Here is a 26,946-nt window from a genome sequence, read left to right on the forward strand (position 1 = left end):
TTGTCATCATATATACCGTGTTCCCGGCCGGCGGGTGATTCCGGCGTAATTCGACGAACGCGCCCGGTAGACCCCGGGTGAATCGAAAGAATCGGCTGGGGAAACTCGGCTTGGGAAACGTCGTGCGATCGGGGTGGGGAGCGGTGCTCGCGCCCCACCCCGATCCCGGCCTGAGGGCCAAAGGGTGTGCGATCATGGTTTTTCTCGCACACCCGGAGGCCGATGTCCCCGGGGTGCTAACTGACGATCAGCGGCTGGAGGTACAGCGGTTGACCAGCGCTTCGGTCGTTGTCGTCACCTCGGTCAGTAATTTCGGCTCGTAGGTACTGGTGTCGACCCGCAGCCGGAGGAAGCCGATCGCGGTTGTGATCTTTTCGATGTCCGGGGCGAACTCGCCCGCGGTCGGGATCTGGTCGTAGAGCTTCTCCTGCGGGTCGATCAGGTCGGTCGCGACGAGTTTGATGCCGTCGGGTTTGTCATTGCCCCGACGCGCGATGCGCAGGGTGTCGACCAGCCCGGACGCCGCATCCCGGCAGGCGCCGGCCTGGAACGTCTCGACTGCCGGGAGCGGCTTGGTGGCGGTGGTCCCGCCGCCGCCCCCGCCGCCGCCCCCGCAGCCGGCCGCGAGCCCGGCCACGGCCAACACTGCGGCGGCTGCGGCCATCCTGATCGACGGTGGTGTGCGCAGCATCATTGCGGTCCTCCTCCCCGTGGGTCATTTCCGAGCGTCAGCCGTGGTTTCAGCGTCAGCCGTGGTTTCAGCGTCAGCCGTGTTTCAGCGTCAGCCGTGTTTCAGCGTCAGCGTGAGTTCGGCAGGGCGAGGTACGGGAACGTGCCCAGGAAGGGGATGTTGTTGGCGTTCACGGCGTCCCCCAGCCCCTTGACGGCGTCCGGTGTGCCCGGCAGCAGGACACCTTCGACGGCCTGGAGCTCGACGTCGACGACGTCGTCGGTCAGGCGCCGCCCGTTCGGGAAGCCGGCGGCGTCACCGCCGACCACGCCCAGGCGGTTCGGGCTTGCCGTGGGTGGAACGGACATGTTGAGCCGGAGCTCCTCGGACGGGGCGATGTCCTTGGGGTCGGCGTCGGCGTTCAGGGTCGGTGAGGTGAGGTCGACGCCGAGGTTCGCCTTGCTGATACCGGTGAGGAACACCGCGACGAGGTCGTTACGCGGAGTCTTCGGTGCCGGGATCTTGTAGAAGGTCTGGAAGAGACGGGCCAGCTCGGGGTCGGTGACGTAGTTGAGGAACTGGGCGTCCCGCGACGGTGTCGAGGCGTTGAACCGGTCCTTCTGGCCGACCGGGATGATGACCTCGTTCACCAGCGGTGAGCCCAGGCGCGAGACCTGCGACCACTGCCCGAAGCCCATCGCCCGGCCGGAGCTGTTGGTCGGGGACACCATGGTGGTGCTGCGCCGCTGGGTGGTGCTCCACACCCCGACCACCGGGTTGCGGCCGGCGTCGCCCTTGAGGGCCAGCAACGAGGCCGGTACCTTCAGCGCGATCGAGTTGACGTTGTAGCCGGCGAGGGTGTCCTTGCCGATCTCGGACAGGTTGCCGCCGTAGAGCAGGTCGAACACGTGCAGATCCAGGAAGAACGGGTCGTCGGCCTGGCCGGCGAACGTCGTGAGCCCGCTGGGCAGGGGCTTGACCGCCTGGTTGCGCAGGGCGGCGTAGTTCGGCATGGACGTCTTGCCGACGTTGGACGGTGCCACCGGCACCTTGTCGGCCAGCACCGTGGAGCGGCCCTTGCTGACCACCTCCAGCCGGTAGGTCTGGGTGAAGTTCAGGTCAGGGTCGTCCAGCGACGTGACGACACCGGTGTTGTACAGGAAGGTGTTCGGGTTCTTGTACGAGCTGGAGAACGTCCACCGGTAGGTGATGTCCGGCTTGGCGTCCCCGTCGTTGTCGATGTTGATGTCGTACTGGGCGTCATTGGCGAACGGGTAGAAGTTCGGTCCGCCGTTGGGGTCCTCGAACGGGATCCAGTTGGCGACCAACGTCACCGAGTTCTTGTCGTCCGGGCTGACGAACGCGTAGGTGTCGGTGTTGTCGATGGCCGGGTCGGCGGCGACCAGCGGTGCCTCGCGGTGGCTGGAGGCCATCGACGCCGCCGGGCTCAGCGCCACGAGCGCGCTACCGACGCCGAGTGTCACCGCGGCGATGCCGGCGATGCCGGCGATCCCGCGCCGTGCCGGCCGGGTCCGTGATCCGGCCCGGGGGCGACGTGCCCCCCCGGTGGAATCCGGTTCAATCATGATTTTCCCCTCGGGATGATGAAGGGACCGGCCCAACTGCCGGTCGCGACATCCCTTGTTCGTGCGCCGCGGCCGTTCGGATGGGTATCAATGACCGGCCGGGTGTCAGAAACCCGACATGGTTCCTCCCATCCGGAGGCCGGCCTGCTGCGAACAGCACTGTGCAGGCCCGCCACCGGGAGGGAACCCAGATGAGGAAACGACAAGCCGCCACGATGATCGGGGCGGTGGTGACGGCCGCGGTCGCTCTGCTGGCGGGAGCGACGCTGATCCCCACCGGCGTGCTCGGGGGCACTGATCCGCGGGTGCCGGCATCCGGGGCGCCGGCACCGGGGGCCACCGGGCCCGCACCGCAGGACGTGTCGACCCGGGGCGTCAGCGATCTCCAACGGCACCTGGGTCTCGTTCCCGGCGACTGGACGGCCTGGGCGGCGCTTGGCACCACCTACGTCGAGCGGGCCAGGGTCACCGGCGACCCGACCTACTACCCGCGGGCCGAGACCGCGCTGGCCCGCTCGCTCGCGATCCGACCGGATGACAATGACGCCGCGCTGGCCGGGCAGGCGGCGCTGGCGGCGGCCCGCCACGACTTCGTCGAGGCGCTGCGGCTCGCCGACGCGGCGATAGCGATCAATCCGTACAGTGCGACCGCCACCGGGATACGCGCGGACGCGCTGATCGAGCTCGGCCGCTACCCGCAGGCCTGGGAGGCTGTCCAGCACACGGTCGACCTGCGGCCGGATGTCGCCTCACTGGCCCGGGTGTCCTACGCGTTCGAGCTGCAGGGCGACGTCGCCGATGCCCGCAACGCCATGGAGCGCGTGCTCGCCGACGCGACATCCCCGTCGGATGCCGCGTTCGCCCTGTTCCACCTCGGCGAGCTCGCGTGGAACAGCGGTGATCGTGACGGTGCCGACGATGCCTACCGCCGGGGCCTGGAAAGAGATCCGTCCTCGGCAACGTTGCTCGGCGGGCGGGCCCGGGTGGCCGCGGCCCGCGGCCAGATCGAGACCGCACTGGCCGACTACCAGAGCGTGGTGACCCGAATGCCGACGCCGGCGCTGGTCATCGAGTATGGGGAACTGCTGGAGTCGGTGGGCCGGGGAGACGAGGCGCGGACCCAGTATTCACTGGCGCGAACCACCGCTGAGCTGTTCCGCACGCAGCGGGTGGACGTCGGCGTGGACCTGGCCCTGTTCGAGGCCGACCACGGGGACCCGGCCGCCGCGTTCGCGACCACTGATCTGCAGATCAGGACCCGCGTCGGGATATTCGTCCAGGACGCCGACGCCTGGGCACTGCACCAGCTCGGCCGGGACTCCGAGGCCCTTGTCCACGCACGCGCCGCGGTTGCGCTCGGTACCCAGCGTGCACTTCTGCGCTACCACCTCGGCGTGATCGAGGCGTCGCTCGGGCAGCGGGACGCGGCAGCGGCAGACCTGCGGACCGCGCTCGCCACGAACCCGTACTTCTCCCCGCTGCACGCCCCACGCGCCGCGACGCTGCTGGCCACCCTTGCCGGCGGCCGGTGATGGCGACGACGCGGCCGGGCCGGCGCGGCCCATGGCGCTGGTCGGCCGTCGCGGTGATCGCACTGATGATCGTCGGCCTGTCGGCGGGAGCGGCATCGGCTCATCCGCTGGGTAACTACACCGTGAACACCTCCAGCGTGCTGCGGGTGCAGCCGGACCGGGTGCTCGTCGACGTCATCGTCGACATGGCCGAGATCCCGACCACCCAGACCCGTCCGGCGATCGACGCTGTCGGCGCCACGACCTGGCGGGAGCAGGAATGCGGGCGTATCGCGGGCCAGGCCGACCTGACCGTGGACGGCCGGGTCCGCCCACTCACGCCGACCGCGGGCACCCTGAGCTTCCCACCGGGGGCGGGCGGCCTGTCGCTGCTGCGGCTGGTCTGCCGGTACGCGGTCGAGACCGGCGCCACCCCCGCATCGGTCGGGTACACGCTGCGGGCCTACACCGACCGGGTGGGTTGGCGGGAGACCGTGGCGTTGGGTGATCGGACCACCCTTGTCGCCAGTGACGTTCCCACCCGGTCGCCGAGTGGGCTGCTCGCCTCGTATCCGTCGGACCCGCTGTCCAGCCCGTCCGACGTCAGCAGCGCGACACTGCGGGCAAAGCCAGGCGGACCGCCGGTCCTCGACCCCCTCGACGGCAACCAGAGTTCCGCTGTGCGCCCAGCCGGGTCGAGCGGGCTCACCGGGCGTTTCACCGCGTTGGTCGGGCGCCGCACGCTCTCGTTCGGCATGGGCCTGCTGGCCGTCGTGCTGGCGGTCGGGCTCGGTGCGGTCCACGCGTTCGCTCCCGGGCACGGCAAGACGGTGATGGCGGCCCGGATCGCCGGCAACCGGGCGTCCCGTCGGGACCTCGCCCTGATGGCGCTGGCGGTGACCGTGACCCACACGCTCGGCGTGCTGCTGCTGGGGGTGGCGCTGTCGGTGTCGACGAACCTTGCCCCGGAACGGTTGTACCCGTGGCTCGGCATTGCCAGCGGCACGCTGATGGTGAGCCTCGGCGTCACGCTGCTGCGCAGCCGGCTCACGCCTCGCCGGGCCGGCCATGCGCACCATGACCATGCGGGTGACCATGACCATGCGGGTGACCATGAGCATCACCATGAGCACACGCACACGCATGGTGGTCGCCTGCACACCCATGCCCTCCCCGAGGGGCCGCCGAAACTGCGTGGCCTGCTTGCGATGGGGTTCGCCGGCGGTCTCGTCCCGACTCCGACCGCGGTCGTCGTACTGCTGGGCGCCGTCGCACTCGGACGCGCCTGGTTCGGCGTCGTGTTGGTCTTCGCCTACGGCGTAGGTATGGCCGTGGCGTTGGTCAGCATCGGCATTCTGCTGGACCGGGCGCACCGTCCGCTGTTGCGACGGGCCAGCGCCGCCGCTCCGAGGCTCACCGGTGTGGCCGCCCGCTGGACCCCGGTGGCCACCGCGGGTGTCATCGTCGTGGCCGGGGCGATCATTGTGCTGCGCGCGGGGGTCCAGTTCGGCATCTGACAACCCGTTGCACCACAATGGCTTCGGGCATCGTGACCGGCGCATGGGACAAGGACGGGTCTAGTGGGCAGCGACGTAACGGGCATCGAGGCAGTGGGCATCGACGCAGTGGGCATCGACGCAGTGGGCATCGACGCAGTGGGCATCGGGACCGCGGACAGGTTGGCACTGCATGAGATCGCAGCGCGGTACGGAGATCTCATCGACGCCCGGGACTGGCCGGGTCTGGCGTACGTCTTCGCCGCGGATGCGGTTTTCGATCTCACTGACGTCGACGCTCCGCGGCTCGACGGGCTCGACGCCATCCGGCATCACATGGACGGCGCGGACCATCCGCTCGCCCACCACATCACCAACATCTATGTGACCGAGGACGGCGGCGAGCCGGTGCTGCACAGCCGTGTCCTCGGCGTCCTGCCCGACCGGCGTGCCAGTTCCGGCCAGTACACCGACGCGGTCGTCCGCACACCGGACGGGTGGCGCATCCGGCACCGGCTGTTCCAGCTGAACCGACGGCCGGCCCGATCCCCATCATCGGCCACGGCCATCGGGGGCAGTCGCGGCTGACAGGCGGGCGAGATCCGCCGGTGTGTCGATGTCGTCGGGGGAGCCGGTTCCGTCGCACGCCACCGTGACGACGCGGTTGGGGTTGGCGTGCAGCCAGGCGCGCGCGCCCACATCACCGCGGGCGTGGGCGCACACCTCGGCCCAGGTCTCACGCCGTAACAACACAGGATTACGCGGTTGCCCGCCGTAGGTGGCGACCGCCGCGACCGCGCCGGACGCGTGGGCGTCGAGCAGCCGGCGTACGGCCTGCGGGCCGATCAGGGGCTGGTCGACGAGCGCAATGATCACCGCGTCGAGGGCGGTGTCGGCAACCGCATCGAGCCCGCGCCGAAGCGAGCTCCCCATCCCTTCGGCCCAGCCCGGGGCGAGGACGACCTGCGCTCCTGGCAACGTCGCGGATCTGGTGACCTCGGCCGCGGCTGCTCCGAGCACCACGAAGACCGGCGCACAGCCGCCGGCTGCGAGCAGCCGAGCCGCCCGCTCGACCAGCGGTTCGCCGTCCAGCGTGGCCAGGGCTTTGGGACCGCCGAAGCGGCGCCCGGCCCCGGCCGCCAGGACGAGCCCGCCCACACCGCCCGCCGAGGCCCCCACCATGAATGCCATCCTATGGCACCGCATCCGATTTCATTGCAGTTAGTATATATCTTCATGATTATCTATCTAATTCTTCTTCGGCTATATTCGGGTGTCATTTTCTGGATCACATCGTCGGATTCGGCTGCCGACTATATGGTCAGGAACGGTGAAAAGGTCCCTGATCAGTGCGTTTCCGCGCGGCAGTGCGCGGGAGGTCCGTGTGCCCAGCCAGCCTGGTTCGGCGCCGGTCGCCTTCCTCAGCTACGCCGACGCGGACCATGCGCGGCACGGTGCTTCCCTGGCGGAGCTCGCGGCCGCGCTCGAGGATGACATCCGAACCCGAACGGGTCACTCTTCGTTCCGAGTTTTCTGTGATCGCCGGGATCCCCGCTGGGGTGAGCTCTGGCACGAGCGGATTGCTGGTACGGCGGACCCCGCGAACGCCGCGGCCATCCTCATAGCGGTCATGACCCCTGCTTTTTTCCGGAATGCCCAGTGCCGGCATGAGCTGGAGCGTTTCCTCCAGATCGAACGGCAGCTGGCCCGTCCCGACCTCGTTGTCGCCGTCCGGTGGTCGAAGGAACTCGACCTGATTGCCGGCGGTACGACCGACCTGTTGGCACGGGCGGTCGCGCATCGGGTGTCCATGCACTGGCCACCCCCGGGCGGCGAATCACCGGCGGCGGTGCCGGTCGAGCGCTGGGCGGCAGACCTCGCTGGACGGATCAGCGTGCCGCTGGACGCTCTTGTCCGTCCGGCGATTCTCTGGCCGGACGGTATTGCGCATTATGACATCGCGCACGATGACAATGCGCACGATGACAATGCGCATTATGACATCGCGTACGATGACAATGCGCACGATGACATCACGCACGATGACAATATGCATTATGACATCGCGCACCATGACATCACGCCTGATGATAGTGCGTATCATGACGATACCGCCCGTTACGATATTATCGGACGGTATGACGGCATCAGCCGGTATAACAGTGATACTGCGCAGCGAAGCGGTGTCGTGCAGGTGCCGCGGCAGCTTCAGCCGGGGCAGACCATCCCGCTGCCTATCCAGCCACGGCCGTCCCGGGTGTCGGTGCCGCAGCAAGCGCCGGCTCCCACGGTGTCAGCTCCGCCGACGTCGGATCCGACGGCATCAGCTCGGGTGGCGCCCGCTGGAGTGGCGCAGGCCCCGCCGGTACGGCGCGGAATGCAGCCACAGTCGCCGCTTTCGCAGGCGGGCGGTGAACGCGGTTCCCGCCATCCCGTCTACCGGCCGATCGTGACATCCAACGACCTCAGCATGAAGGCGTTCAGCGCCACCCGCCTGCGCACCGGCTACACCATGGTCGGTGTTGACGCCTTCCTCGACCGGACTGCCGCGGAGTTGCATCGCCTGCACACACTTGTGCTCTCGGTCGAGAGCGGCTACCGACCGGATCCGAGCGAACTCGTCCTGCGCGTGACCCCGACGGAGATCAGCTCGACGACCTTCAACCCGACGAGGTTTCTGAGTGGCTACTGCGAACAGGAGGTCGATGACTTCCTCAGCGTTGTCGCGCGGGAGTTCGCAAACCTCCAGAAATTTATGTCCGCGGTGTCGAGTGCCGGCCGGACCGGTGTGCGCGGTCTTTCCTACCACGCTGGTATAACCGGTCCGGAGGTGGCGGGAAAATTGTTTACCCGGACGCAGCTCGGTGTTGGCTACAAGGTTGATCAGGTTAATGACTTCCTCGACCGGGTGGCGCAGGATCTGGCCGTCATGCACGCTCTGGTGAAATCCACCGGAGACGGCCGGCAGCGGGATCCCGGTTCGTTTCCCGCATGCCTCGCGCCGGCCGACATCAGTGCTGTCAAGTTCGATACGACGCGGTTTTACGGGGGCTACCGGGAGTACGAGGTCGACGATTTCCTCGATTTTCTGGAGCGCGAGTTCGCCCGCGTCCAGGATTATCTGGTCGTCAGGTCCGATTGAGTGCCGGTGTGGCTGCGGTGATCGGGAGCGAGGGCGGCGCGGCATGGCAGGCCATGGTCGCGCCGCCGTTGCCGGCCCGGTATCGCGTGGTAGGTCAGAGCTTTCGGGCGATTGTCAGACCGTCCGAAACCGCCAGCAGAACGGCCTGAACCCGATTATCGGCGACCACGGCCTGGTTGAATGCCCGGATCGCCCGGACGTTCACCTCCTGGCTTGCCGCATCCACGACATCGCCACCCTGCAGCACGTTGTCGGCGACGATCAGCCCACCCACGCGCATCCGCGGCACCAGCAGGTCGAAGTACGTCTGGTAGGAGGTCTTGTCCGCGTCGATGAAGGCGATGTCATAGCTGGGCTCGGCGGGCAGCGCGGCGATGGTGGTCGCGGCCGGGCCGAGCCGTAGCTCGATCCGGCCGTCCAGGCCGGCGCGCTTCCAGTACTCACGCGCGAGCGAGGTCCAGTCCTCGTTCACGTCACAGCAGAGCAGCTGTCCGTCGGCGGGCAGCCCACGGGCGATGCAGACCGAGGAGTATCCGGTGAACGTGCCGACCTCGATCGCCCGGTGTGCCCCCGTGCTCGCTGTCAGCATGGTCAGCAGTGTGCCGAGCTCGGCGCCGATCTGCATACGGGCCGCATCACAGAACGTCCGTCGGGTTTCCTCGGCGAGATCGACGAGGAGCTCCTCCGGCGGTGAGCTGTGGATTGCGATGTAGGGCTGGATGCCGCGTGCGAGGATCGGTGAATCGGCCGCACGGTCAAAATTGGCCATACAGGCAGGCTACTACTCCTATCTGCAACCGCATCTTCTCGGATCGTTGTTGTTGACCTTCAGCTTTCCGCTGGGGATGCCGTGTCGCCCGGGTGTATGCCGGGCAATTGCGGGGTGTGAGAACGAACCCCCGGACCCCGGCCCCGGCCCCGGCGCCGATCCCGCAGAGCGCCGACCGCACCGCCCCGGAGCTGGCCGGCGACACCGTTTACGCGGTTGGAAAGATCAGCGAGGCGTTGGAGTGGGTGGAACGGGCGAGAGGCCATCTCTACGCGTTCCACCAGATGTCCGGTCGTGCCGATCTCATGCTCGGGTCGGCGTTGGCGGAGCTGGAGAACGCCGGGCACGCTGACATAGCCGACCGGGTGCGTCGGGACCTGTTCGGGCGGAACGTCCTCGACGGCCGGTGGACCTTCCAGGTGGTCGAGGAGTATGACGACGGCTACTTCCGAACATTCGTGGAGTCCGAGCGGATGGTCCGGGACGCGCTGACCGGTGGCCGGCGACATGTCTACGAGGCCCGGATGAAGGCGTCCGAGCGTGAGCAGGCTGGGCGACCCGCGTTCGGACCCGGCTCCTGAGAGTCAAAAAACTACTTAAAGTAACATGAGCTACCCTTTCGGTATGGAAGGTGTAGGTTGGGGCATGTCCGGAGCAATATCACCCGCCGGCGGTTTGACAGGGCACCGTTTCGGGCGGCACGCTTGGGATGCGGCACCTCGTTCGGTGAGGCGTCTGCACGGACACAGGCCACTGACCCCGAACGTCGAGAGACGCCCCGGGTCAGGACAGCTCTCCCCGAGCTAAGGGGTGGGCCCAGGTGGCTTCCTGGTTGGGATTACGCCGTGCAGTGCCAAAGCTCTGACGAGGAGGGGTGTTCCGCACGTGGTCCGGTGCTGGGCTGGGCACGATTCGTGCGATCACTGTCTGCGCAGGTGAAGTGTGCCCACGGGCGCCCGGCGGTGAAAGGAGGTGGCGGGATGAGTCCCGGCCATAGTCCGTGCCTGTCCTTGGCTGGCTCGGCGACCCCCGCCGCCTGAGTCCGGTCCCCGTACCCGTACCCGTACCTGTACCTGTACGGCATACCTCTGTACGACCGACATCGCCGCCGGGCTCTGGTTCGCGTCGGCGAGGGCGCTGCGCCCTGTTCGTCCATGCGGGTGGACTGGAGTGCAAGCCATGACTCATGGGCTGCTCCGGTAGGCGCGCTGGATCAACGAGTGCTCCGAACGCCGCTGTGAGCCCGGCGGCGCCTACCGGCACGGCCCGTAAGCCCCTCGAGGAGCTGGCGTGATGACCGTGATGGAGAACGCGTTCTACACCGAGGGTCGGCGTTTTGCGCGGCCGAACTCGTTGGGTGAGACCTATCAACTCCTGCGTGAGCGCCATGACGAACACAAGCAGGACCTCGCGTGGATCGGCCTGGTCCGTCCGGACCGGCGCGAGATCGCCTCGATCGCGAACGAGTTCGATCTGCACGAGCTCGCGGTCGAGGACGCCGTACAGGCGCATCAGCGACCGAAACTGGAGCGGTACGGCACGACCCTGTTCGTGGTCCTGCGTGCGGCGCGCTACAACGACACCCGCGAAGAAGTCGAGTTCTTCGAGCTGCACGTCTTCGTCGGTGATGACTATGTGATCACTGTGCGTCATGGTGACGCCCCGGACCTGCCGAAGGTACGGCGGCGGATGGAGTCCGATCCGGAGTTGCTCGCCCGGGGGCCGGAGGCGGTGCTCTACGCCATCCTCGACCGGGTCGTGGACGACTATGCGCCGGTGGTGGCGGGGCTGGAAAACGATATCGACGAGATCGAGACCGAGGTGTTCCGCGGGGACCCCGAGGTGAGCCGGCGGATCTATGAGCTGTCCCGGGAGGTCATCGAGTTCCAGCGGGCCACCAAGCCGCTCCTTGGGATGCTGGCCGCGTTGGCGTCGGGATTTGTGAAGTACGGCGTCGACGCCGAGCTGCAGCAGTACCTGCGTGACGTATCCGATCATGTCGTCCAGGTCGTGGAGCGCATCGAGGGCTTCCGGCAGCTGCTGGTGAACATCCTCACCGTGAACGCCGCACTGGTCGGGCAGCGCCAGAACGAAGAGATGAAGATCCTGACCGAGGCGAGTCTGGAGCAGAACGAGGAAGTCAAGAAGATCTCCGCATGGGCGGCGATCCTGTTCGCGCCGACCCTGGTCGGCACGGTGTACGGGATGAACTTCAGCGACATGCCGGAACTGCGCTGGGCGTATGGATACCCCTTCGCGATGGCGCTCATGGTCGGCGTCTGCGTCATGCTCTACACGATCTTCCGCAGCCGGCGATGGCTGTGACCACACCGGCGCCCGCCTGTCCTGTCTGAACTCCCGCCTGAACACGTTGTCATGCCCTAGGGTCTGGGGCTTGTGACCTGGGCCGCGACACCCGTTGGGCGGGGGGCGCGCGCCGCGACGGTGGCGGCCCTGGCGCTCGGGCTTGCGGTCGCCGGCCACCGGGCTGCGTGCGGCCGGTTGCCGTCGGTGCCGGTCATGGGGCTTGGGGCGATGGTGACAGCCCGGGTCTGCTGGGGATCGGCACAGGGTCGGATGTCCGCCTGGCGGCTTTCCGCCCTGGTGGTCGGCGTGCAGGCGGGCCTGCATCTCGCCTTTGCCGTCACCGAACCCACCGCCATGGCGAACGGTCTCGCCGGGGGCGCCTCCATCGACATCACCGATCTCACCCACAGCGGTGACATGGCGCTCCAGAGTGCCGCGCCGGGCGTGGACCTCCTGCCCGGTGGGCCCGCGATGGCGCTCGCGCACCTGCTGGCCGCGCTCGTCCTCGCGCTCTGGCTCGCTGTCGGGGAACGCCTTCTGTGGCGGGCGGCGCGGGGCACCGCGGCCGTCGCGCGCCGCGTCGCCGGCCGGCTGCTGCGGCACCGGATCGGGTTCGTCCGCCCGTGTGTCGTCCGCCCGGTCCAGCCCGTCCGGTGGCTGCGGCGGGCACCACGTCTCGTCCTGCTCTTCCATGTCGTCATCCGCAGGGGTCCACCGGTTCTCGTACCGGCCTGACCGGTTCGGCGGGCGTGATCGCCCGGACGGTGTCCATCCGCGTGTAATCCGCGTTCCGTCCCACCGGGTTCAGCCGTGCCTCATCGGTCCGTCGCGGGGTCGTGAGTCAGAGCGCACTGAGCTGATCTTCATGTGTGGGGCGTCGCCGCGGCATGTCCGCGTGACCTCATTCCTGTGCTGGAGACGCATGTGACCACTTTTGATCATCTTGGGCTGTCCCCGGACGAGCCCGTAACACCTCCTGCTCCTCCTGCTCCTTCTGCTCCTCCCGTTCCCGTCTCTGTTGCTGTTCTTGCTCCAGCTCCAGCTTCTGCTCCAGCTCCAGCTCCAGCTCCAGCTTCTGGCGATGCCGGCGGCGCACGCCGCCTGCTGGTTCGGCTGCACTTCTACGCGGGCGTGCTGGTAGCGCCCTTTCTGGTGGTGGCCGCACTCACCGGGCTCGCCTACACCCTCACCCCGCAGCTCGACGGGCTGGTCTACGCCGATGAACTGCATGTCGAACGGGTCGGGACGAACCCGCGTCCGCTGGCCGAACAGGTCGTGGCGGCTCGGGCCGTTCATCCAGAGGGCAGCGTGGCCGCGGTGCTGCCCGCTGACGCAGCCGACCGGACGACCCGGGTCGTGCTTGACGTGCCCGGCCTCGGTGACGACAAGCAGCGCACCGTCTACGTCGATCCGTACACGGGCCAGGTGCGGGGAGCGCTGACCACCTGGTGGGGGAGCACCCCGCTGACCACATGGCTTGATGATCTGCACCGCAACCTGCATCTCGGCACGCTCGGGCGGAACTACTCCGAGGTGGCGGCGAGCTGGCTGTGGGTGGTGGTCGGCGGTGGTGTGGTGCTGTGGGTGCTCCGGCGGCGCAGTGCCCGGCGGCTGCGCCGGGTTCTGCTGCCCGATCTTGCCGCGCGGGGTCGGCGGCGCACGATGGCCTGGCACGGCAGCATCGGGATCTGGCTCGTACTCGGCCTGTTGTTCCTGTCTGCGACGGGCTTGACGTGGTCGCGGAATGCCGGAGCGCACTTCAGCTCGGCTCTGGACGCACTGCACGCCCACGCGCCGGAACTCGACACCACCCTGCCGGTGCCCGCATCCGGCCCCGCATCCGGCCCCGCATCCGGCCCCGGCTCCGGCCCCGGCCCCGGCTCCGGCCCCGGCTCCGGCCCCGGCCCCGTCGCCGACCCACAGCATGCGGGCCATGTGATGACCGATGGCGGGACGACTCCTGCCGATTCGACGACCGACCACGGCGAAGCAGGCATCACCGGGCAGCTCGACCGGGTTCTCGCCACGGCGCGCGCAGGCGGACTGGACGGGCCGGTCGAGATCGACCTGCCCGCCGAGCCGGGCGTGGCCTGGAGCGTCGCCCAGACCGACAAGCTGTGGCCGGTACGGCTCAGCCAGGTCGCGGTCGACCCGGCCGACGGCCGGATAGTCTCCCGGGCCGACTGGGCTGACTACCCGTTGCTCGCGAAACTCACCAAACTCGGGATCGCGGCGCACATGGGCCTGCTGTTCGGCCTGGTCAACCAGGTACTTCTCGCATCCCTGATGGTCGGCCTGCTGTGTGTGATCATCTGGGGTTACCGGATGTGGTGGCAGCGGCGGCCCCTACGCGACGATCGGCGGGCGCCCGTCGGCCCGGCTCCGGCGCGCGGCACCTGGCGCGGGCTGCCGCGGCCGGTACTCGTCGTCGGGGTCGTGCTCACCGCCGCTGTCGGCTGGGCACTGCCCGTCCTCGGCGTGACCCTGCTCGCCTTCCTCATGTTCGACGTGGCCGTCGGTGTCGTCCGGCGGACGCGGCAGCGCGGCGGCGCCACACCCGCCTGACGTCACACGGTCACCCGACCCGGCCCGGCGTTACCGTCCAGGCCGGGCCGGGTGACCGCCACCGCCGTGATCGCGTTGATCGCGTTGATCGCGTAGCTCGGCGGCGGTAGGTAAGGCGTCGTAGGTGCCGGGACGGCTGATGGTCAGCGCCGCAGCGGCGTGGGCGTGACGGACGGCGGTCGGCTGGTCGGTACCGGAGAGCAGGTGCAGGGCGAGGACAGCGGTGAAGGCGTCGCTTCCGCCGGTTGTGTCGACGACGTCGGTCGGATGCGCGCTGTAGGTCTGGGCGTTCGCCGAGCTGGCACGGCGGTCACCGGTGCTCGTACCGGCGCTCGCGTCCCAGAGGGTGCATCCGTCCGCGGCGAGGGTGACGCAGACGGTCGGCACGCCGAGCGCGGTCCCCAGGGCCTCGGCGAGTCCGTCAGCCTGCCCCGCGCGGGCGGGGTGGTGTTCGGGGAGCAGGGCGCGGGCCTCGGCTTCGTTCGGGATGATCATATCGACCTGCTGCCAGGGTAGGGCCCGGTATGCGGTCAGGTCGGCGGGCGACGGCGCGGGATTGACGATGACACGGGTGCCGGCGTCCCGGGCGATCGTGACGACCTGGCGGATGGCCTCGGCGGCTGCCTCGAAGGTGATGAGGACGGCGTCCGCATGGGCGATTTCCGCCTTCGCCCGGTAAACGATCTCCGCGCTGGCGATCATATTGTCGGCGATGCTCCACGTGGTGGCGTTCTGACCGTCGGGCCGGGTGAACACGACACAGACCGGGGTTGGCGCGTTCGGCTGGACGGTCAGATGGGCGGTGTCGATGCCCTCGGCGGTGAGCGTCGCGACAAGATCCCGTCCGACCGTGTCACCTCCCACGATCCCCACCGCCGTGACGTGGGCGCCGCCCCGCGCGAGGGTGACCGCCTGGTTGAGTGCCTTCCCACCGGGCGTCGTCCGGATCGCGTCGGCCTGGATGTGCTCGCCCCATCCGGGCAGCCGCGGTGTGCTGACCAGGCAGTCGGCGACGTAGGCGCCGACCACCACGAACCGCGGCACGAGCGGGTCTGTCATGGCCGCCTTCCGTCGGGAGACCGGTGGCTCACCACCAGCATGTGTGAGCCCGACAGCCGCTGAGATTAACGCCCTCATCCCGAACCGGTACGAGGGTCCTCCACAGGCGAGCGGCGGTGAACTCCTCGATCGAACAGGCCCTCGGCACGCCGGCGGCCGATCCTGCAATACTCGGAGACGACCGGCTGCCCGGCGACGGGGACGACAGCCACGCGGAACAGGCACGGAACGGCCAGCTCGACGATCAGGCCAACCGGGTCGAAGCCGCAGGTCAGGAGGGCTCGCCTAGTGGCCGATGGCGGCGGTCTTGAAAACCGCTAGGGGTGGCAACGCTCCTCGTGGGTTCGAATCCCACGCCCTCCGCTCCGATCAGCATCTTTGGCCTGAATCCGCAGGCCACGGTACTTTTGATCTTTCCTTTTACGATCTTTCTGTACCTTGTGGATGTCCGGCTGTGGCCGACCTGGAGCGGCCGTCGGTGGCGATCCAGTGCCCGTCGGGGGAGAAGATCACTGTGTTCACGGGGTCGCCTTCCATCACGTTCTCGGGTATGCGGTCGAGCGGGGGTGGCTCGGCTCGAACCCGGTGGACGGTGACCAGTGGCGGGAGCCGGAGGTTGCCAAGACTGTGGACCGCCGGGTTGTCGCCAATCCGGCGCAGGTTCGGGATCTGCTCGCGGCCGTCGCCGGGCAGGGGACGACAGGTCGGCATCTCGTAGCCTCCTATGGCTGCATTTACTTCGCGGGTACCCGGCCGTCCGAGGGCCTGGCGCCGCGCGGGTCGGACTGCTTCCTGCCGACCGAAAGTTGGGGCCGCCTGGACCTGGCGGCCAACGAACCCCGTGCCGGGCATGGTTGGACGGATGACGCGGCGCCCCGTAAGCGGCGCGGGCTGAAGCGGCGGGTGAGAAGGAAACCCGCCCGGTACCGATCCCACCCGCGTACGTGCGGATGCTGCGCTACCACATCGACAACTTCGGTGTCGGCATGGAAGGCCGGCTGGTCCGAACCGCGGCCGGTGGTGCCCCACAGGAGAGCACGTACACCCGCGCGTGGCGGAAGAGGCCCGAGAGAAGGCGCTCACACCGGAGCAGGCCGCGTCACCGCTCGCCCGGCGTCCTTACGACCTGCGCCACGCTGCGGTTTCCCTCTGGCTCAACGCGGATATAACACCGACTGAGGTTACCCGCCGGGCCGGTCACAGCGTGGATGTTCTCCTTCGTGTCTACGCCAACTGCGTCGACGGCCAGGATCTCGTCATCAACGACCGAATCACGAATTTCTGTCGATGCAGGTCGCGGGATCGAGAGCGTCCATCGACATCTACAGATGTCCGCACCCATTGCAGTACTCCGGTCTCGGAGGGTTCAACTCCCACGGCCCGGCGTCAATCACCTGGCGCGTATATCTCGCTCACTTTCTTGCGCGAAAGCTGTCAATGTCTGAGCGTACTCCGATCGCCGTGCCGGTACGGAGCGGCGTCGACGTGCTGCCGCTCTGGCACTCTGGTATTTTGTTAAATGGAGAGCGCTCCGCTGTCGCCAGGGATTCCAAGTTCGCTTAGGTACGTGATGCGAGCGTTGATGGCAGCCGAGAAGTGGCGCCAGTCGAGGCTTTCGACGAGCTCGACCGGCCGCGGGTTGTGGGCCGACGAGGTGACATAGCAGACGGCGTCGTACAGGTTTTCTGCCATGAGTCGTTCACAGAAGATTGCGAATCTTTTCTGGTAGGAGGCTCCCTGCCAGATTGTCTCGACCGGGAATGCGCCTTTGTTCAGTCGAACTTCAGAGCGTGACCCGAGCTCATCCTGCATGATAAAAAAGTAGCCGAGCCATGGCTTCTCGCCGAGGTAGGAGTCGGCGAGCACTGCCCGTCGGAAGTCCACGGCGCTTCCAAGCGCTTCCTCGACTCTGTTGTTGTAGTTGTTGCCGAATGACGGCCCGCCGAGGGCCTTGAGTTCGAACGCGGCGACTAGGACGTTGCCATAAGCAACTATGATGTCCCACCTTTTTTGCGGGCGGTAGTATCCCGGGAGCTCCAAGCCTTGACTGACCGTTACGCGAATGGATCCGGAAGGATATCCAGCCTCGACGAAGAACTTGGCGAGGAGGGTTGCGATGGCATCGAAGTGTTTGCCGCCGCGCACAGATCCCGCGGTTCCCGCACCAACTTTCTCCCTGACAGCGGAAAGCTGGTTCTGGGTCTCTTTGACGCCCCAATAAGCAGCGATTGCTTCTTCGAAGTCCTCACGGGTTACGGTCAAGACTTCCCTCTCTCAGTCTGGCAGGCTAGACAGGCCGTAGACGCGCAGAGCAGTCTCTGTCGCGGCGTCGACGTCGCGACGATCGAATGCGTCGCGCAGCGCCGTACGATTCGCATCGTTGATCAGGTCGTGGCGAGGTACTCGGATTCGGCGGAGGTACTGGGCTTGGAATCGTAGGGTTCCGCCACGCATCTTGACCCCATATGCCGAGATGAATGCTTCGGCTACTCGTGAAAGCAGGAGCCCACCGAGAACCCTCAGGTCCCATGCATCCGAGACGATGTAGTAGAGGTTGTGATGGGGGTAGAATCCACCTCGATCTAGGACCGGGTGGATGGTGGCTTTCATATCCGGAAAGAGGAGCTTCGGCCTCTCGACGAGCCGGTGGTCGACCTTGTCGATGGTCTTGTACCAGCGAGTCGGCTGCTTCCTAGCGATGTGGCGCGCGCGCAGCTGGCCACTATGCTGACGGAAATACCGGTCGAGGCGAGGGTACTCGGCGAGATCGACCAGTCGCCCGTCGACGTTCCAGGGGTTAATGAGGTGTGTGCCTGTCCAAATGAACGAACCGCCTGTGATGTCGCGAACCATGGCCAAGGGGAGTAGGCGGTCGCCCTCGATGTCCACACGTTCCGACTCGTTGGTGATGAACACGCTGTCCGCACCCGTGGCGACCCCAATGCCTACACGAGTCCCAGTCGAGTCGTCCTCAAGATAGGGAAACCGATCGTTGAGGTCTTCTAGCATAGCGAGCCGCGCGGGTGAGGCTGCGGGCCAAGAGTCCGTGCCAGAAAACCAGTGGGGAAGGCGTGCGGCATGGAACGTCGGAGTACGGACGGAGGTCTCCCCCTCCGTCCCCGCCCAGTTCCGTAGAGACGCGGCCTCAGTAGCGTCGAAGGAGGACGTCGTATCAGCGGCGACGGCCGGCCCTTGGGGTGCGCTTTGGATAATCGTGATGGCCGGGTAAGCGGAGACCGCTTCGAGGAAGACGTCCACGTCGTGCATGGTGAGGACGACTTCGACGTTGAAGGCGCGGCTGACGAGCTCGCGCAACTGGCTCCCGTACTGGTTTCGCATCCAGCGGTCCGCGCAGATGAAGCCGAGTCTCCCGCCAGGCTTCAGAATCTTCAAGCCGACTTCGTAGAAGCCGACGTAGATATCCGCGCGCCCACCCATCGTGGGGCATGCCGCCCGATAGGCATTCATACGGACGTCGGGGACGTCCTCAAGACGGATGTACGGCGGGTTTCCAACGACAAAGTCGGCGTTTCGATACTCGTCCTGAAGGAGGAAGTCCCCCTGACGGATCCACGTCTCAGCCAGCTTCTCGGCGCTCGGGGCGTCCCAGCCTCGGTCGGCCATGAGCCGGATCGCGAGATCCCGGCTCGATCTCACGTTGCGGTCGAGGAGGTCGAAGGCACGCACGGCGTCGGCAGTGTCGAGCAGCGAGCGGCCGTGGACTTGGCATGAAGCGGTCAGTCGTTGAAGTATCGGCCCGACAAAGGCTCCGGCACCGCACGCGGGCTCCACGATCACGGTATTGGCGAGGTCCCTGTCTGGCGTGTAGCCAACCCAGTCCAAGATCAATTCGACGACCCAGTGCCGAGTGAACACCTCTCCATGATCGATCGCCATCTGTAGCGAGTCGGATAGGGGCAGGGAGTCGAGCTCAAAGAGACCTTGGTGCACCACGCGCCGACGATAGCGTTGGGAGGAGTCGCCCGAGGCTGTGGGCATGACGTGCCACGCTGCAGATCACGCCCGCCTGCGATCGGTGACGGACTGAGGTCAGACGTCGCGAGGGACGGCGTGCCGGTCTGCCGGCGTCGAGGAGCAGAGGCGGTGTGGCCCGGGCGGGCGCTTGAACGGTCCGGCTCGTCGTGCCGCTGGGCCTGTTGCCAAGGTGCAAAAGGAGCCGGTAGGCGTTCCCGACCCTGCGAGGTGGCCACCGACTCTGCGGCCCGACGTTGCCCGCAGTGGCACCGTCGGGCCGTTCCTCTTTACGAACCACCGCGGACTCATCAAGGGCCGCGCTCCGATCGCCGGTTGGACCAGAACACGCCGATGCAGGTCGCTTCCCGGTACCAGGAAACAGCAAAGTTGACCTTTCCGGAGCCGGCAAGGTCAACTTTAGGCGGCCTGAGCGCATGGGGAGACCGCGGTCCGTTTCGCTACGCAACACGGGTCCGGACGATGGGTTGCGGATCGTAGTAGGAGCCATACAGACCGGGCGTCAGCGTGCAGGTGCCCCGGCCGATGGTCCGTCGGGGCACCTGCACGTGGGCTATCTACTAATTCCCGGCTTAACGAAGCAAATATTACTAAAACCTACCTAAAGGGCGTGAACCTCACCAACGCCTGGCTATACGAAGCGGACCTTACCAATGCGCAAAGACTGATACAGGAGCAGGTGAACCACGCCCAGGGGAACGCGGCGGCGAAATTGCCGTCAGAGATCGGATCCGCGTCGATGCGTCATTCGTCTTCGACCGCGTCGTCCCAGCCGTAGGAAGCCATCGCCAGGTCCAGCCTGTCGGGCACATCGGTTATCGCGCCCCGGCGACTGGCATGCACAGCAACCGCCCTACGATGCCCCCACCGTTAACGACTCTGGGGGGATAGTGGGGAATCAGGGCTTACCGCCGTGGCAGCCGTCGGGCCGTCACAACCAGCACCGACCGCAGCCGCGACCGCCACAAAGGCAGGCGTCCGCCTGGATCCGTCGCAACCCCTGGAAGTCCGCCGTCGGCGGCGTGATCGGCGTCTTCTTCCTTCTGGCCGCGATCGGTGCCGTACTGCCGGCACCGAAAACGACACCAACCGCCAGCGGCGTCACCGTGACTGCCTCGCCGAGTGCTTCACTGGTGGCGCCGGCGAGTCCGACGCTGGCACCGATTCGAACCGCTACAGCGCCGGTCGTTCCACCCAAGTCGGCGCCCACCCCGGCCGCGACGCAGCATCACAGCACCGCGGTGCAGTCGCAGCTGGCGCAGGCGCAGCTGGTGCAGGCGCAGCACGCCCAACAGCCCGCGCCTAGCCACTCGCCAGTACCGCCGCCAGCGCCGGCCAGTGCTCCACGGGCCCAGTCCGGTCCGAATGTCGTACACCCCGGCGCCTTCTGCGCCCCGGAAGGCGCTACCGGGGTCACCGACCGAGGTACGCCCATGGTCTGCGGAACCACTGCCGCCAGCCCTGACCGCGCCCGCTGGCACGTGGTCTGATCATGGCAGTATGCACCGCCGTTGTTGGCGGCGATGCCACAGCTGATGCTCAGGAAAGATCCAGCTACTCGGGCGCCGGCTGAGCAGGTACGCGCTGGATTGGCAAAAGGCTGTGGCACGGCTCGCCAGCCGTGGATACCGCAGTCTGGCCGGACGTCCTGCCGCACATCTCCGTACCGGGCGCTTGGCACCGGCCGGGTGTCGTCCTTGGCGCGGTGGGAAAATCGCTCTCATGAGCGAAGCGGGCGTGCGGGTCGATGCACGGAGTGCCCATGTTCGGCGTGTTGACAAGAATCCAGCTGCGATCCGGGCTGCCCTGCCGGCTGACCTACAGCCGGCGTTCGACACCGACTTCCGCACGGCACTGGCCACCGTGGCGGACACCTTGGACATGGCACCGCTCGACCGGGTGCTGCGAGTCTGGTGGACCGAAGCCCTGCTGTGCCTCAACCCCGAAGTGCAGACCGAGATTGATGACACCCGCTGGCGCATCGCGGCCGGCGACCCCACCGTGTTCGGGGCGACCACGACCTACCCGTACGCCCGCCAGCGGTCGTGTAGCGCGTTGCCTCTGCCGCTTTGCTGTCATTGATGCGCCAGCCGCGAGACACGTGGTTCGCATCCATTCACGAGACCCCACAATCAAGATTTTCAGGGGTCTCGTAGGCTGCCCCCACTGCATGCTAAAAGGGGGATTCATGGGGGATCAGGGCGTATCGCCGTGGCAGCCGCCGGGCGGCCGAAACCAGCACCGCCCACCCCCGCGGTCCGCGCGACCGTCCCGAGACCGGGCAGCCGTTTGGATCCGCCACAACCCCAGGAAGGCTGTCATCGCAGGCGCGGTAGGTGTCTTCCTGTCCCTGGCTGCGATCGGGGCCGTACTGCCGGCGCCGATGACGACCCAGACCGCCAGCGGCAGCACTATGACAGCCTCGCCGAGCGCCTTACCGGCCATCTCGGCACTGCCGCCGGTGCCCGTGTCAACGACACCGATACCGGTGCCAGTGCCAGTGCCGGCGCCGATCCACACCAGTGCAGCCCCGGCGATGCCTGTACCAACCACGCCGCCATCCGTACCAGCGCCGCCGCCGGCATCCCCAGCGGAGCATCTTCCCGGGTTTGGTGCCACGCAGGCCGACTGGAACGCCCACCACACGATGGACACCCACGGCAACACCCCGGTCAACTGTTGCTACAACCCGGATCGGACGCTCGGGCTGGGAGACGACGGCCTGCCTTTCGATACCTACTACGCTGTGAACTACATAGACGACTGGGTGAGCTTCTACGACATGCGTTTGCCGTTTGTGCCGATCAGCGTGGCGAATACCCGGGTGCTCGCCGAGCTGCCCAGCGACGCTCGGGTGCTGTGGACCCGAACCCACGACACCTGCCGGCAGTCGGAGTTCATCAGCCCCACCCTGGCCCGTCTCCATGGAGGCAGCGGGCAGGTCCTCGTCAGCGTCAGTAGCGACGAGAGCAACGGCGGCGAGGCGTTCTACGACCCGAAGCGCGTGGACACGGCGATCTTCATGTTCGGCTCATCTTCGGATCCGAACGACGAGCCGGGATGCTGATGGCGCTGTCGCGCCCCGACCGGAACCCGCCCATCCTTCATCTATGGCGGCGAGAGCGAATCGGCGCTGCGCGGGCGGATGACGGGCGGATGTGGTGTCACCGCTTGAACACATCCCTGTTTACGCTGGTCAACGCCATGATCTGCGGGGGCGGCAAGCCCGCTTGAAAACCACTAGGGGCGGCAACGCTCCTCGTGGGTTCGAATCCCACGCCCTCCGCTCTAACCAGCAAGAACCGCTGGTAGACGGCATGATCCGGTTCGTATTAGTGATCAAATACACTCGGTATGAGTTCCCGGCCGTTCCCGACCACTCGCGAGTGTCCATGGACATGGCGTGGACACGATCACGACGGGTCCGTCGAGTTGTCCAGCCGCAACGCGGTGGCGATCCGGAGCCGCGCGGCCTCATCCGGACCGACGATGCACGTGGCAAGTGGGGAGGCGAACTCCGCCGGGGTCAGCGCCAGCCGCCGGGCATCCCGCCACACCTCTCCGTACCGGGCGCCCGGTACTGGCCCGCCTCCTCCCTCGTCAGAAGAGGCGCGGAGTAGGGCCGGCGCGTGCACCAACATCCACCACTGAAAGGATCACCCATGTTCGAGGATCGCACCCGCAAACCCGACCTCACCAACTTCGAGCCCGACGCCGTCACCTGGCAGACGTCCAGCTTCTCCAACGGTGCCAGGGGCATGTGCGTCGAAGCAGCAGCGCACGACGGCGGGGTTGTCGTCCGCGACTCCAAGAGCCCGGGCGGACCCGTGCTGTCGTTTTCCCGCGCCGAGTGGGCCGCGTTCGTCGACGGCGTCGAACACGGCGAAATGCGCTTCTGAGCCGATCCGCATCATCTCGGGCACTCGCCGCGTTCTCTCCACTGCGGTGGGTGCCAGGCGCTGTAACTGGACGAGCACCGGTTTACCCTAGGTCCGCAACCTAACGAACACGGAAGGTGCGTGCAATGGCGTGGAACAAGCGGGGCAGCACCGGCGGCGGCGCGAGCACCGGCCGAGACGGCGTCAAACGTGGCGGTAAGGATGCCACCGCAAAGACGAACGTCAGCGAAGTTGAATTCGCCGACTGCCCGACGTGCAACGGCACCGGAAAGGTCATCTTCGACAGGGTTGAGACGGACGAAGAAGGCAACTTCAGCGGCACACAGGAACGGAAGTGCAGCGCCTGCGCCGGCGGCGGGAAGGTCAAGAAGAAGTAATGGCGGACGACCCGACGCCCGGCGAGACGCCGGTCGTCCCAATGCTGGCTCTGGTGGCCTGCAACAAGTGCCGTCGCCGTCGCGGCGCCCAGTTGCACGCCACGGGCAGCGTGGAGCCGATCCCCGAGACGGGGACCTGCCCACACGGCAAGCCACTGCGGACGATATGGGCGGCGGGTTATGGGCCGGGCTCGGAGCCGCCGGCCGGGTCGGGATGGGACACCCGGCCGCCGGTGTAGGGGTCGCCGTGAGGCCTGCTCGTCACCGCAGCTGTCCGGTCGTCTGCATGACCGGGGTTCGGCTCTCACGGGGGGCCGGACCGCTTGCTGTTCCAGGCGCGCTGGTGGGCCTCGACTAGGGCGGATGTCGCGCGACCGTATCGTCGAAGTCCTCGGCCCATCCGCACTCTCCGATGATCAAAAGTCTGCGGCTGAAGAAGAATCTGATGGCGACCGGGAGCAGAGGGAATCGGAATCAGGTAGTCCGTAGTTTGCTCGCGATCATCCGTGGACGTCCGCATACATCCATCGAACATCGCGACCCTGGGATGATCGTACGCAGCTGTCCCCCGTAGTCCGGGCTCGTCCGCCGGTCTGGCTGCCAGATCGGGCAGTCAGACGCTGCCTCGAACAGGTTGGCAGGTCCACGGCTGACGAAGTTTCTGGTGGTGTCGTCAAGGGCGTTCGGGGCTGCCGGTGGCTGCAGCGGTAGCTGGTTCGGGGCTGGACGGTGGCATGGGATCCGTGTGGGAGGCGCTCGATGAGACGCTGGACGTGTTCGTAGCGCTTAAAGAGATCAACATTCAGAGCGGGCATTCCGCCGCCGACCGACGCGAGCTCATCGCCCGGGCGAAGGGAACTCACGTGGCAGATCCGACTAGCGACACCGACACCGGCACCGGCACCGGCACCGGCACCGCCCCGACCGTCCGCACCGATTTCCGCGCCGGTCCGGACGAGGACCTCGTCACTGTCTTGAACCGTAGCCGGGGCGAGCTGGCCGCGCGCATGGGCATCACGGTCGTCGAAGCCGGTCCGGACCGGGTCGTCGCGACGATGCCGGTGGAGGGCAACCGCCAGCCATACGGGCTGCTGCACGGGGGTGCATCCGTGGTGCTCGCTGAAACGATCGGCTCGCTCGCCGCGGCAATCTCGCCCGCCGCGGCCGGCCGGGTGGCGCTGGGTATCGAAATCAACGCGGCCCACCACCGGGCCGCGCGGTCGGGAACGGTGACGGCGACGGCCACCGCGATCCAGGTCGGTGCCACGCTCGCCACCTACGACATTCGGATCGTCGACGAGTCCGGTCGCCCTGTGTGCACGTCGCGGCTGACTTGCCTGCTGCGCGACGCTCCACCCGGAGCCGGGAACTGAATCGTGTAGCCGAGCCGGCGGACGTCTACGGACGTTGGCGGACGACGATGGAATCGGCGTCCAGGGCCCGGCGAGACGGGATCTATAACATCAGCGATGTTGATTATCGCAGACATGACGTCTTCGGTGCGGGAACAGGCGCGTGTCAGTCCTCGATCTCGACGCCGTAGACGCGGGCCAGTTCGGCGAGTCCGTGGTCATAGCCCTGGCCGACGGCACGGAAACGCCAGGCGTCTGCCCGCCGGTAGATCTCGACGAGTATCAGGGTTCGCTCGGTGGTGGCGGCGTCCAGGGTGGCACGCAGCCACGTTGCCGGGTCCGGTGTCTGAGCGCTGATTTCGACCGGTCCGATTTCGCCGAACGTCCGGGATCCGTCGAGAGCCGCCGCAATAATGATCTTTCGTGTGTCGTTCGGTACGGCGGTGAGGTCCACGGTGATGGCTTGTTCCGCCGGACCGTCGACGTTGAGCACAGCTGCTCCGCCGGCAGCCTGCGGCTGGTTGTAGAACACAAAGTCCTCGTCGGCCCCGACCAGATCGTCGTCACCGACGAGGAACGCGACGACGTCGACATCGCAGGCGTCCCAGGACCAGGTGGCGGCGATGGTCCATTGCGTGCCGGCGACGGCCGTCGGTAGATCCTGGACGCCGCCGCAGGGTAGTACCCGTCCGGTAGCCGCCCGGCTGGACGACGACCGAGGTGACCGGGGCGTCGCGCCGGCAGAAAGCAGCGCGTCGGGCTCGGTCCCGCCGGTGGCCGGTGGGAGGGACAGGCTGTCCGGGAGGGACCGGCTGGCGGCGATGTCGCGCAGGAATGTTTCGGCAGGCACGACGGGGATGCCGAGGTGTCGGATGCGGGGCATGCGGCGGTCTTGCTCGCCGCCGTCCAGGCAGACGGTGAGGGCGAGACTTGCGGTGACGTTCACGGCAGGGATACCGCGGAAGGCCGTGATGCGTTCCCGGAGCTGCGTGGCCGTGGCGTGTGGCTCGCCGAGTACAAGTATGCGACGGCCTGCAAAGGGGTGGGACGTATGCGTCGCAGTGGCAGTGGCAGTGGCAGCCGCAGTCGGGTTCGGGTTCGAGGTCAGCACCGACCCGATGTCGGGGGCGGTCTGTTCGCGGAGCCGGCCGGGGCGGACATCGCTGAGCAGGCGCAGGAAGACCTGTTCGTCGAGCACTGTCGTGCCGTGCGCCAGCGCGGCACGGGCTTTGGCAGTCCCGCTGCGGATGTTGTTGGTGACGACAACGCTGGTCCGGCGGCTGACCGCGCTGGTGACGTGTAAGCCAGCGGCGCTGGCCTCCTCGGCGAGTGTGTCGCGGCTCGTGATGGAGTCACCGGTGAAGGCAACCTGCATGCCCTGGATGAGTGGCCCGTCGGCGGCGAGTGGCCCCGGATTGACGTAGCGGCAGCGTGGTTTCCGTCCGGTCGTCTGGTCGTGGGCGGGCCGGATCGTTGCGTCGTCGCGTGGTGTGCCGCAGGGAGTGAGGGGCAGGTCCAGATACTGGCCGGCGGCATGTTCCAACGCCTGCGGTAGCAGTGCGGCAAGGACGTCGGCGTCGTCGACGGCATCGTGGGCTCGGCATTGGACAACCCCCCAGTGGTCGGCCAACGTAGCCAATTTCAGGTTCGGCAGGTCGAGATCGAGCCGACGGGCGAGAACCCGGGTGCACAGCCGCCACTCGACAGGGAGACGGATACCTATCCGCATCGCCTCGGTGGCAAGCATCTGCCAGTCGAAAACCGCATTATGCGCGACGAAGATTCGGCCGTCGAGCAGCGGCAGCAGGGAGTCGACGATCCGATCGAAGGTGGGGCTGCCGGCCAACCGTTCGCGGGTGAGCCCGTGGATGTGAACCGGCCCGGGGTCGCATCCCGGGTTGAGCAGGGTCGACCATCGCCGTTCCACCGTGCCGTCGGACGCCACGTGCACCACGGCTATCGAGAGCACCCGGCTGCGTTGTGCCACCAGCCCGGAGGTCTCCACGTCCACCACCGCGTAGCGGTGGGGATAGGCGGCGGCGATGGTCGACGGTTGACGTAATGAGGCGGTCACGCCACCAGATCATCCCGTATGGGACCGACGCACTGCGCTGTGGGTACCGATGATCGAAAACGATCCGACACGAAGGCGATGTCCGAGCTGTCGGGCCACCCGCTCGCCGCTGGCGGTCCGGTGGGTGCACGGATGGATCCTGTGGC

The 26,946-nt window shown here is 67.3% G+C and carries 27 protein-coding genes, 1 tRNA gene, 1 pseudogene and 1 riboswitch; of the genes and pseudogenes, 17 read left to right on the forward strand and 12 right to left on the reverse strand.

From position 1 onward, the window contains the following. Positions 1-247: 247 nt before the first annotated feature. Together U9979_RS16065 and U9979_RS16070 are read right to left on the reverse strand one after the other, a co-directional pair. Positions 248-694: a hypothetical protein gene (locus U9979_RS16065; protein WP_322749236.1), complete on the reverse strand. Its 447-nt coding sequence runs from the start codon at positions 692-694 to the stop codon at positions 248-250. A 104-nt stretch (positions 695-798) separates the two neighbouring features. Then, positions 799-2,256, reverse strand: coding sequence for a DUF4331 domain-containing protein (locus U9979_RS16070; protein ID WP_322780023.1), 1,458 nt, complete (start codon positions 2,254-2,256; stop codon positions 799-801). A 191-nt stretch (positions 2,257-2,447) separates the two neighbouring features. On the opposite strand from U9979_RS16070, the gene U9979_RS16075 reads away from it, so the two are divergent. From U9979_RS16075 to U9979_RS16085, 3 genes are all read left to right on the forward strand, one after another. Then, positions 2,448-3,788 (forward strand): tetratricopeptide repeat protein, encoded by a 1,341-nt coding sequence (locus U9979_RS16075; RefSeq protein ID WP_322780024.1) that lies wholly within the window; start codon positions 2,448-2,450, stop codon positions 3,786-3,788. Beyond that, a complete protein-coding gene (locus tag U9979_RS16080; RefSeq protein WP_322780025.1) occupies positions 3,788-5,284 on the forward strand; it encodes a sulfite exporter TauE/SafE family protein in 1,497 nt (498 codons plus the stop codon). Before U9979_RS16075 ends, U9979_RS16080 begins: the two co-directional genes overlap by 1 nt. 63 nt (positions 5,285-5,347) lie before the next feature. Next, the gene (locus U9979_RS16085) at positions 5,348-5,851 is read left to right on the forward strand and encodes a nuclear transport factor 2 family protein (protein ID WP_322780026.1); all 504 of its coding nucleotides are present in this window, start codon (positions 5,348-5,350) and stop codon (positions 5,849-5,851) included. Here the strand turns inward: U9979_RS16085 and U9979_RS16090 are convergent. Then, positions 5,816-6,445, reverse strand: a complete 630-nt coding sequence (locus U9979_RS16090) for a nucleotidyltransferase family protein (RefSeq protein ID WP_322780027.1) — start codon at positions 6,443-6,445, stop codon at positions 5,816-5,818. The genes U9979_RS16085 and U9979_RS16090 overlap by 36 nt on opposite strands. A 202-nt stretch (positions 6,446-6,647) precedes the next feature. Here U9979_RS16090 and U9979_RS16095 point away from each other — a divergent pair, with 202 nt between their 5' ends. Continuing rightward, on the forward strand, positions 6,648-8,405 hold the full coding sequence (locus U9979_RS16095) for a DivIVA domain-containing protein (RefSeq protein WP_322780028.1): 1,758 nt from the start codon (positions 6,648-6,650) through the stop codon (positions 8,403-8,405). A gap of 94 nt (positions 8,406-8,499) precedes the next feature. On the opposite strand, the gene U9979_RS16100 is transcribed toward U9979_RS16095, so the two are convergent. Next, a complete protein-coding gene (locus U9979_RS16100; protein ID WP_322780029.1) occupies positions 8,500-9,174 on the reverse strand; it encodes an O-methyltransferase in 675 nt (224 codons plus the stop codon). A gap of 116 nt (positions 9,175-9,290) precedes the next feature. On the opposite strand from U9979_RS16100, the gene U9979_RS16105 reads away from it, so the two are divergent. The 3 genes from U9979_RS16105 (at position 9,291) to U9979_RS16115 (ending at position 12,216) form a co-directional block, all read left to right on the forward strand. Then, the gene (locus tag U9979_RS16105; RefSeq protein WP_322780030.1) at positions 9,291-9,755 is read left to right on the forward strand and encodes a hypothetical protein; all 465 of its coding nucleotides are present in this window, start codon (positions 9,291-9,293) and stop codon (positions 9,753-9,755) included. A gap of 130 nt (positions 9,756-9,885) precedes the next feature. Continuing rightward, a riboswitch (M-box (ykoK) riboswitch) is annotated at positions 9,886-10,053 on the forward strand. Positions 10,054-10,467: 414 nt separating this feature from the next. After that, the gene (locus U9979_RS16110) at positions 10,468-11,499 is read left to right on the forward strand and encodes a magnesium and cobalt transport protein CorA (RefSeq protein ID WP_322766957.1); all 1,032 of its coding nucleotides are present in this window, start codon (positions 10,468-10,470) and stop codon (positions 11,497-11,499) included. Between the two features lie 72 nt (positions 11,500-11,571). Next, positions 11,572-12,216, forward strand: a complete 645-nt coding sequence (locus U9979_RS16115; RefSeq protein ID WP_322780031.1) for a hypothetical protein — start codon at positions 11,572-11,574, stop codon at positions 12,214-12,216. A 166-nt stretch (positions 12,217-12,382) separates the two neighbouring features. Here U9979_RS16115 and U9979_RS25265 read toward each other — a convergent pair whose 3' ends face one another. Beyond that, a complete protein-coding gene (locus U9979_RS25265; protein ID WP_416220238.1) occupies positions 12,383-12,577 on the reverse strand; it encodes a hypothetical protein in 195 nt (64 codons plus the stop codon). 5 nt (positions 12,578-12,582) lie between these two features. Between U9979_RS25265 and U9979_RS16120 the strand changes: the two genes are divergently transcribed. Further along, the gene (locus U9979_RS16120) at positions 12,583-14,046 is read left to right on the forward strand and encodes a PepSY-associated TM helix domain-containing protein (RefSeq protein WP_416220237.1); all 1,464 of its coding nucleotides are present in this window, start codon (positions 12,583-12,585) and stop codon (positions 14,044-14,046) included. A 30-nt stretch (positions 14,047-14,076) separates the two neighbouring features. On the opposite strand, the gene U9979_RS16125 is transcribed toward U9979_RS16120, so the two are convergent. Beyond that, a complete protein-coding gene (locus U9979_RS16125; protein WP_322780033.1) occupies positions 14,077-15,105 on the reverse strand; it encodes a PfkB family carbohydrate kinase in 1,029 nt (342 codons plus the stop codon). Between the two features lie 116 nt (positions 15,106-15,221). On the opposite strand from U9979_RS16125, the gene U9979_RS16130 reads away from it, so the two are divergent. Next, positions 15,222-15,416, forward strand: coding sequence for a hypothetical protein (locus tag U9979_RS16130; RefSeq protein WP_322780034.1), 195 nt, complete (start codon positions 15,222-15,224; stop codon positions 15,414-15,416). After that, a tRNA-Ser gene (locus tag U9979_RS16135) sits at positions 15,380-15,468 on the forward strand. Before U9979_RS16130 ends, U9979_RS16135 begins: the two co-directional genes overlap by 37 nt. Positions 15,469-15,525: 57 nt before the next feature. Here the strand turns inward: U9979_RS16135 and U9979_RS16140 are convergent. The 3 genes from U9979_RS16140 to U9979_RS16150 all read right to left on the reverse strand — a co-directional run bounded on the left by U9979_RS16140 (position 15,526) and on the right by U9979_RS16150 (position 19,002). Continuing rightward, the gene (locus tag U9979_RS16140; RefSeq protein ID WP_322780035.1) at positions 15,526-15,816 is read right to left on the reverse strand and encodes a hypothetical protein; all 291 of its coding nucleotides are present in this window, start codon (positions 15,814-15,816) and stop codon (positions 15,526-15,528) included. 804 nt (positions 15,817-16,620) lie between these two features. Next, the gene (locus U9979_RS16145) at positions 16,621-17,367 is read right to left on the reverse strand and encodes a PaeR7I family type II restriction endonuclease (protein ID WP_322780036.1); all 747 of its coding nucleotides are present in this window, start codon (positions 17,365-17,367) and stop codon (positions 16,621-16,623) included. Positions 17,368-17,379: 12 nt separating this feature from the next. After that, positions 17,380-19,002 (reverse strand): Eco57I restriction-modification methylase domain-containing protein, encoded by a 1,623-nt coding sequence (locus tag U9979_RS16150; RefSeq protein WP_322780037.1) that lies wholly within the window; start codon positions 19,000-19,002, stop codon positions 17,380-17,382. A 673-nt stretch (positions 19,003-19,675) separates the two neighbouring features. On the opposite strand from U9979_RS16150, the pseudogene U9979_RS25270 reads away from it, so the two are divergent. Both U9979_RS25270 and U9979_RS16155 read left to right on the forward strand, forming a co-directional pair. After that, a pseudogene (locus tag U9979_RS25270) lies at positions 19,676-19,876 on the forward strand (pentapeptide repeat-containing protein); the annotation flags it as partial. A 944-nt stretch (positions 19,877-20,820) separates the two neighbouring features. Further along, positions 20,821-21,180: a DUF6247 family protein gene (locus U9979_RS16155; protein ID WP_322780038.1), complete on the forward strand. Its 360-nt coding sequence runs from the start codon at positions 20,821-20,823 to the stop codon at positions 21,178-21,180. A gap of 114 nt (positions 21,181-21,294) precedes the next feature. On the opposite strand, the gene U9979_RS16160 is transcribed toward U9979_RS16155, so the two are convergent. After that, positions 21,295-21,651, reverse strand: a complete 357-nt coding sequence (locus U9979_RS16160; protein ID WP_322780039.1) for a hypothetical protein — start codon at positions 21,649-21,651, stop codon at positions 21,295-21,297. On the opposite strand from U9979_RS16160, the gene U9979_RS16165 reads away from it, so the two are divergent. Continuing rightward, complete coding sequence (locus U9979_RS16165; RefSeq protein WP_322780040.1) at positions 21,635-22,165, forward strand: hypothetical protein; 531 nt, start codon at positions 21,635-21,637, stop codon at positions 22,163-22,165. The two genes, U9979_RS16160 and U9979_RS16165, sit on opposite strands and share 17 nt — an antisense overlap. A gap of 346 nt (positions 22,166-22,511) precedes the next feature. Here U9979_RS16165 and U9979_RS16170 read toward each other — a convergent pair whose 3' ends face one another. Next, complete coding sequence (locus U9979_RS16170; protein ID WP_322769238.1) at positions 22,512-22,733, reverse strand: hypothetical protein; 222 nt, start codon at positions 22,731-22,733, stop codon at positions 22,512-22,514. Positions 22,734-22,760: 27 nt separating this feature from the next. Here U9979_RS16170 and U9979_RS16175 point away from each other — a divergent pair, with 27 nt between their 5' ends. From U9979_RS16175 to U9979_RS16190, 4 genes are all read left to right on the forward strand, one after another. Further along, positions 22,761-22,997 carry a DUF397 domain-containing protein gene (locus U9979_RS16175; RefSeq protein ID WP_322780041.1) on the forward strand — a complete coding sequence of 79 codons (237 nt, stop codon included), beginning with the start codon at positions 22,761-22,763 and terminating at the stop codon, positions 22,995-22,997. A 125-nt stretch (positions 22,998-23,122) separates the two neighbouring features. Then, complete coding sequence (locus tag U9979_RS16180; protein WP_322751614.1) at positions 23,123-23,374, forward strand: hypothetical protein; 252 nt, start codon at positions 23,123-23,125, stop codon at positions 23,372-23,374. Then, positions 23,374-23,613: a hypothetical protein gene (locus U9979_RS16185; protein WP_322755793.1), complete on the forward strand. Its 240-nt coding sequence runs from the start codon at positions 23,374-23,376 to the stop codon at positions 23,611-23,613. Before U9979_RS16180 ends, U9979_RS16185 begins: the two co-directional genes overlap by 1 nt. A gap of 495 nt (positions 23,614-24,108) precedes the next feature. Further along, on the forward strand, positions 24,109-24,747 hold the full coding sequence (locus U9979_RS16190; RefSeq protein WP_322780042.1) for a hotdog fold thioesterase: 639 nt from the start codon (positions 24,109-24,111) through the stop codon (positions 24,745-24,747). A 145-nt stretch (positions 24,748-24,892) separates the two neighbouring features. Here U9979_RS16190 and U9979_RS16195 read toward each other — a convergent pair whose 3' ends face one another. Next, positions 24,893-26,800, reverse strand: a complete 1,908-nt coding sequence (locus U9979_RS16195) for a DEDDh family exonuclease (protein WP_322780043.1) — start codon at positions 26,798-26,800, stop codon at positions 24,893-24,895. Between the last annotated feature and the right edge of the window lie 146 nt (positions 26,801-26,946).

It is taken from the genome of Protofrankia sp. Cas4 (assembly GCF_963555915.1).
Classification (GTDB): Bacteria; Actinomycetota; Actinomycetes; order Frankiales; family Frankiaceae; genus Protofrankia.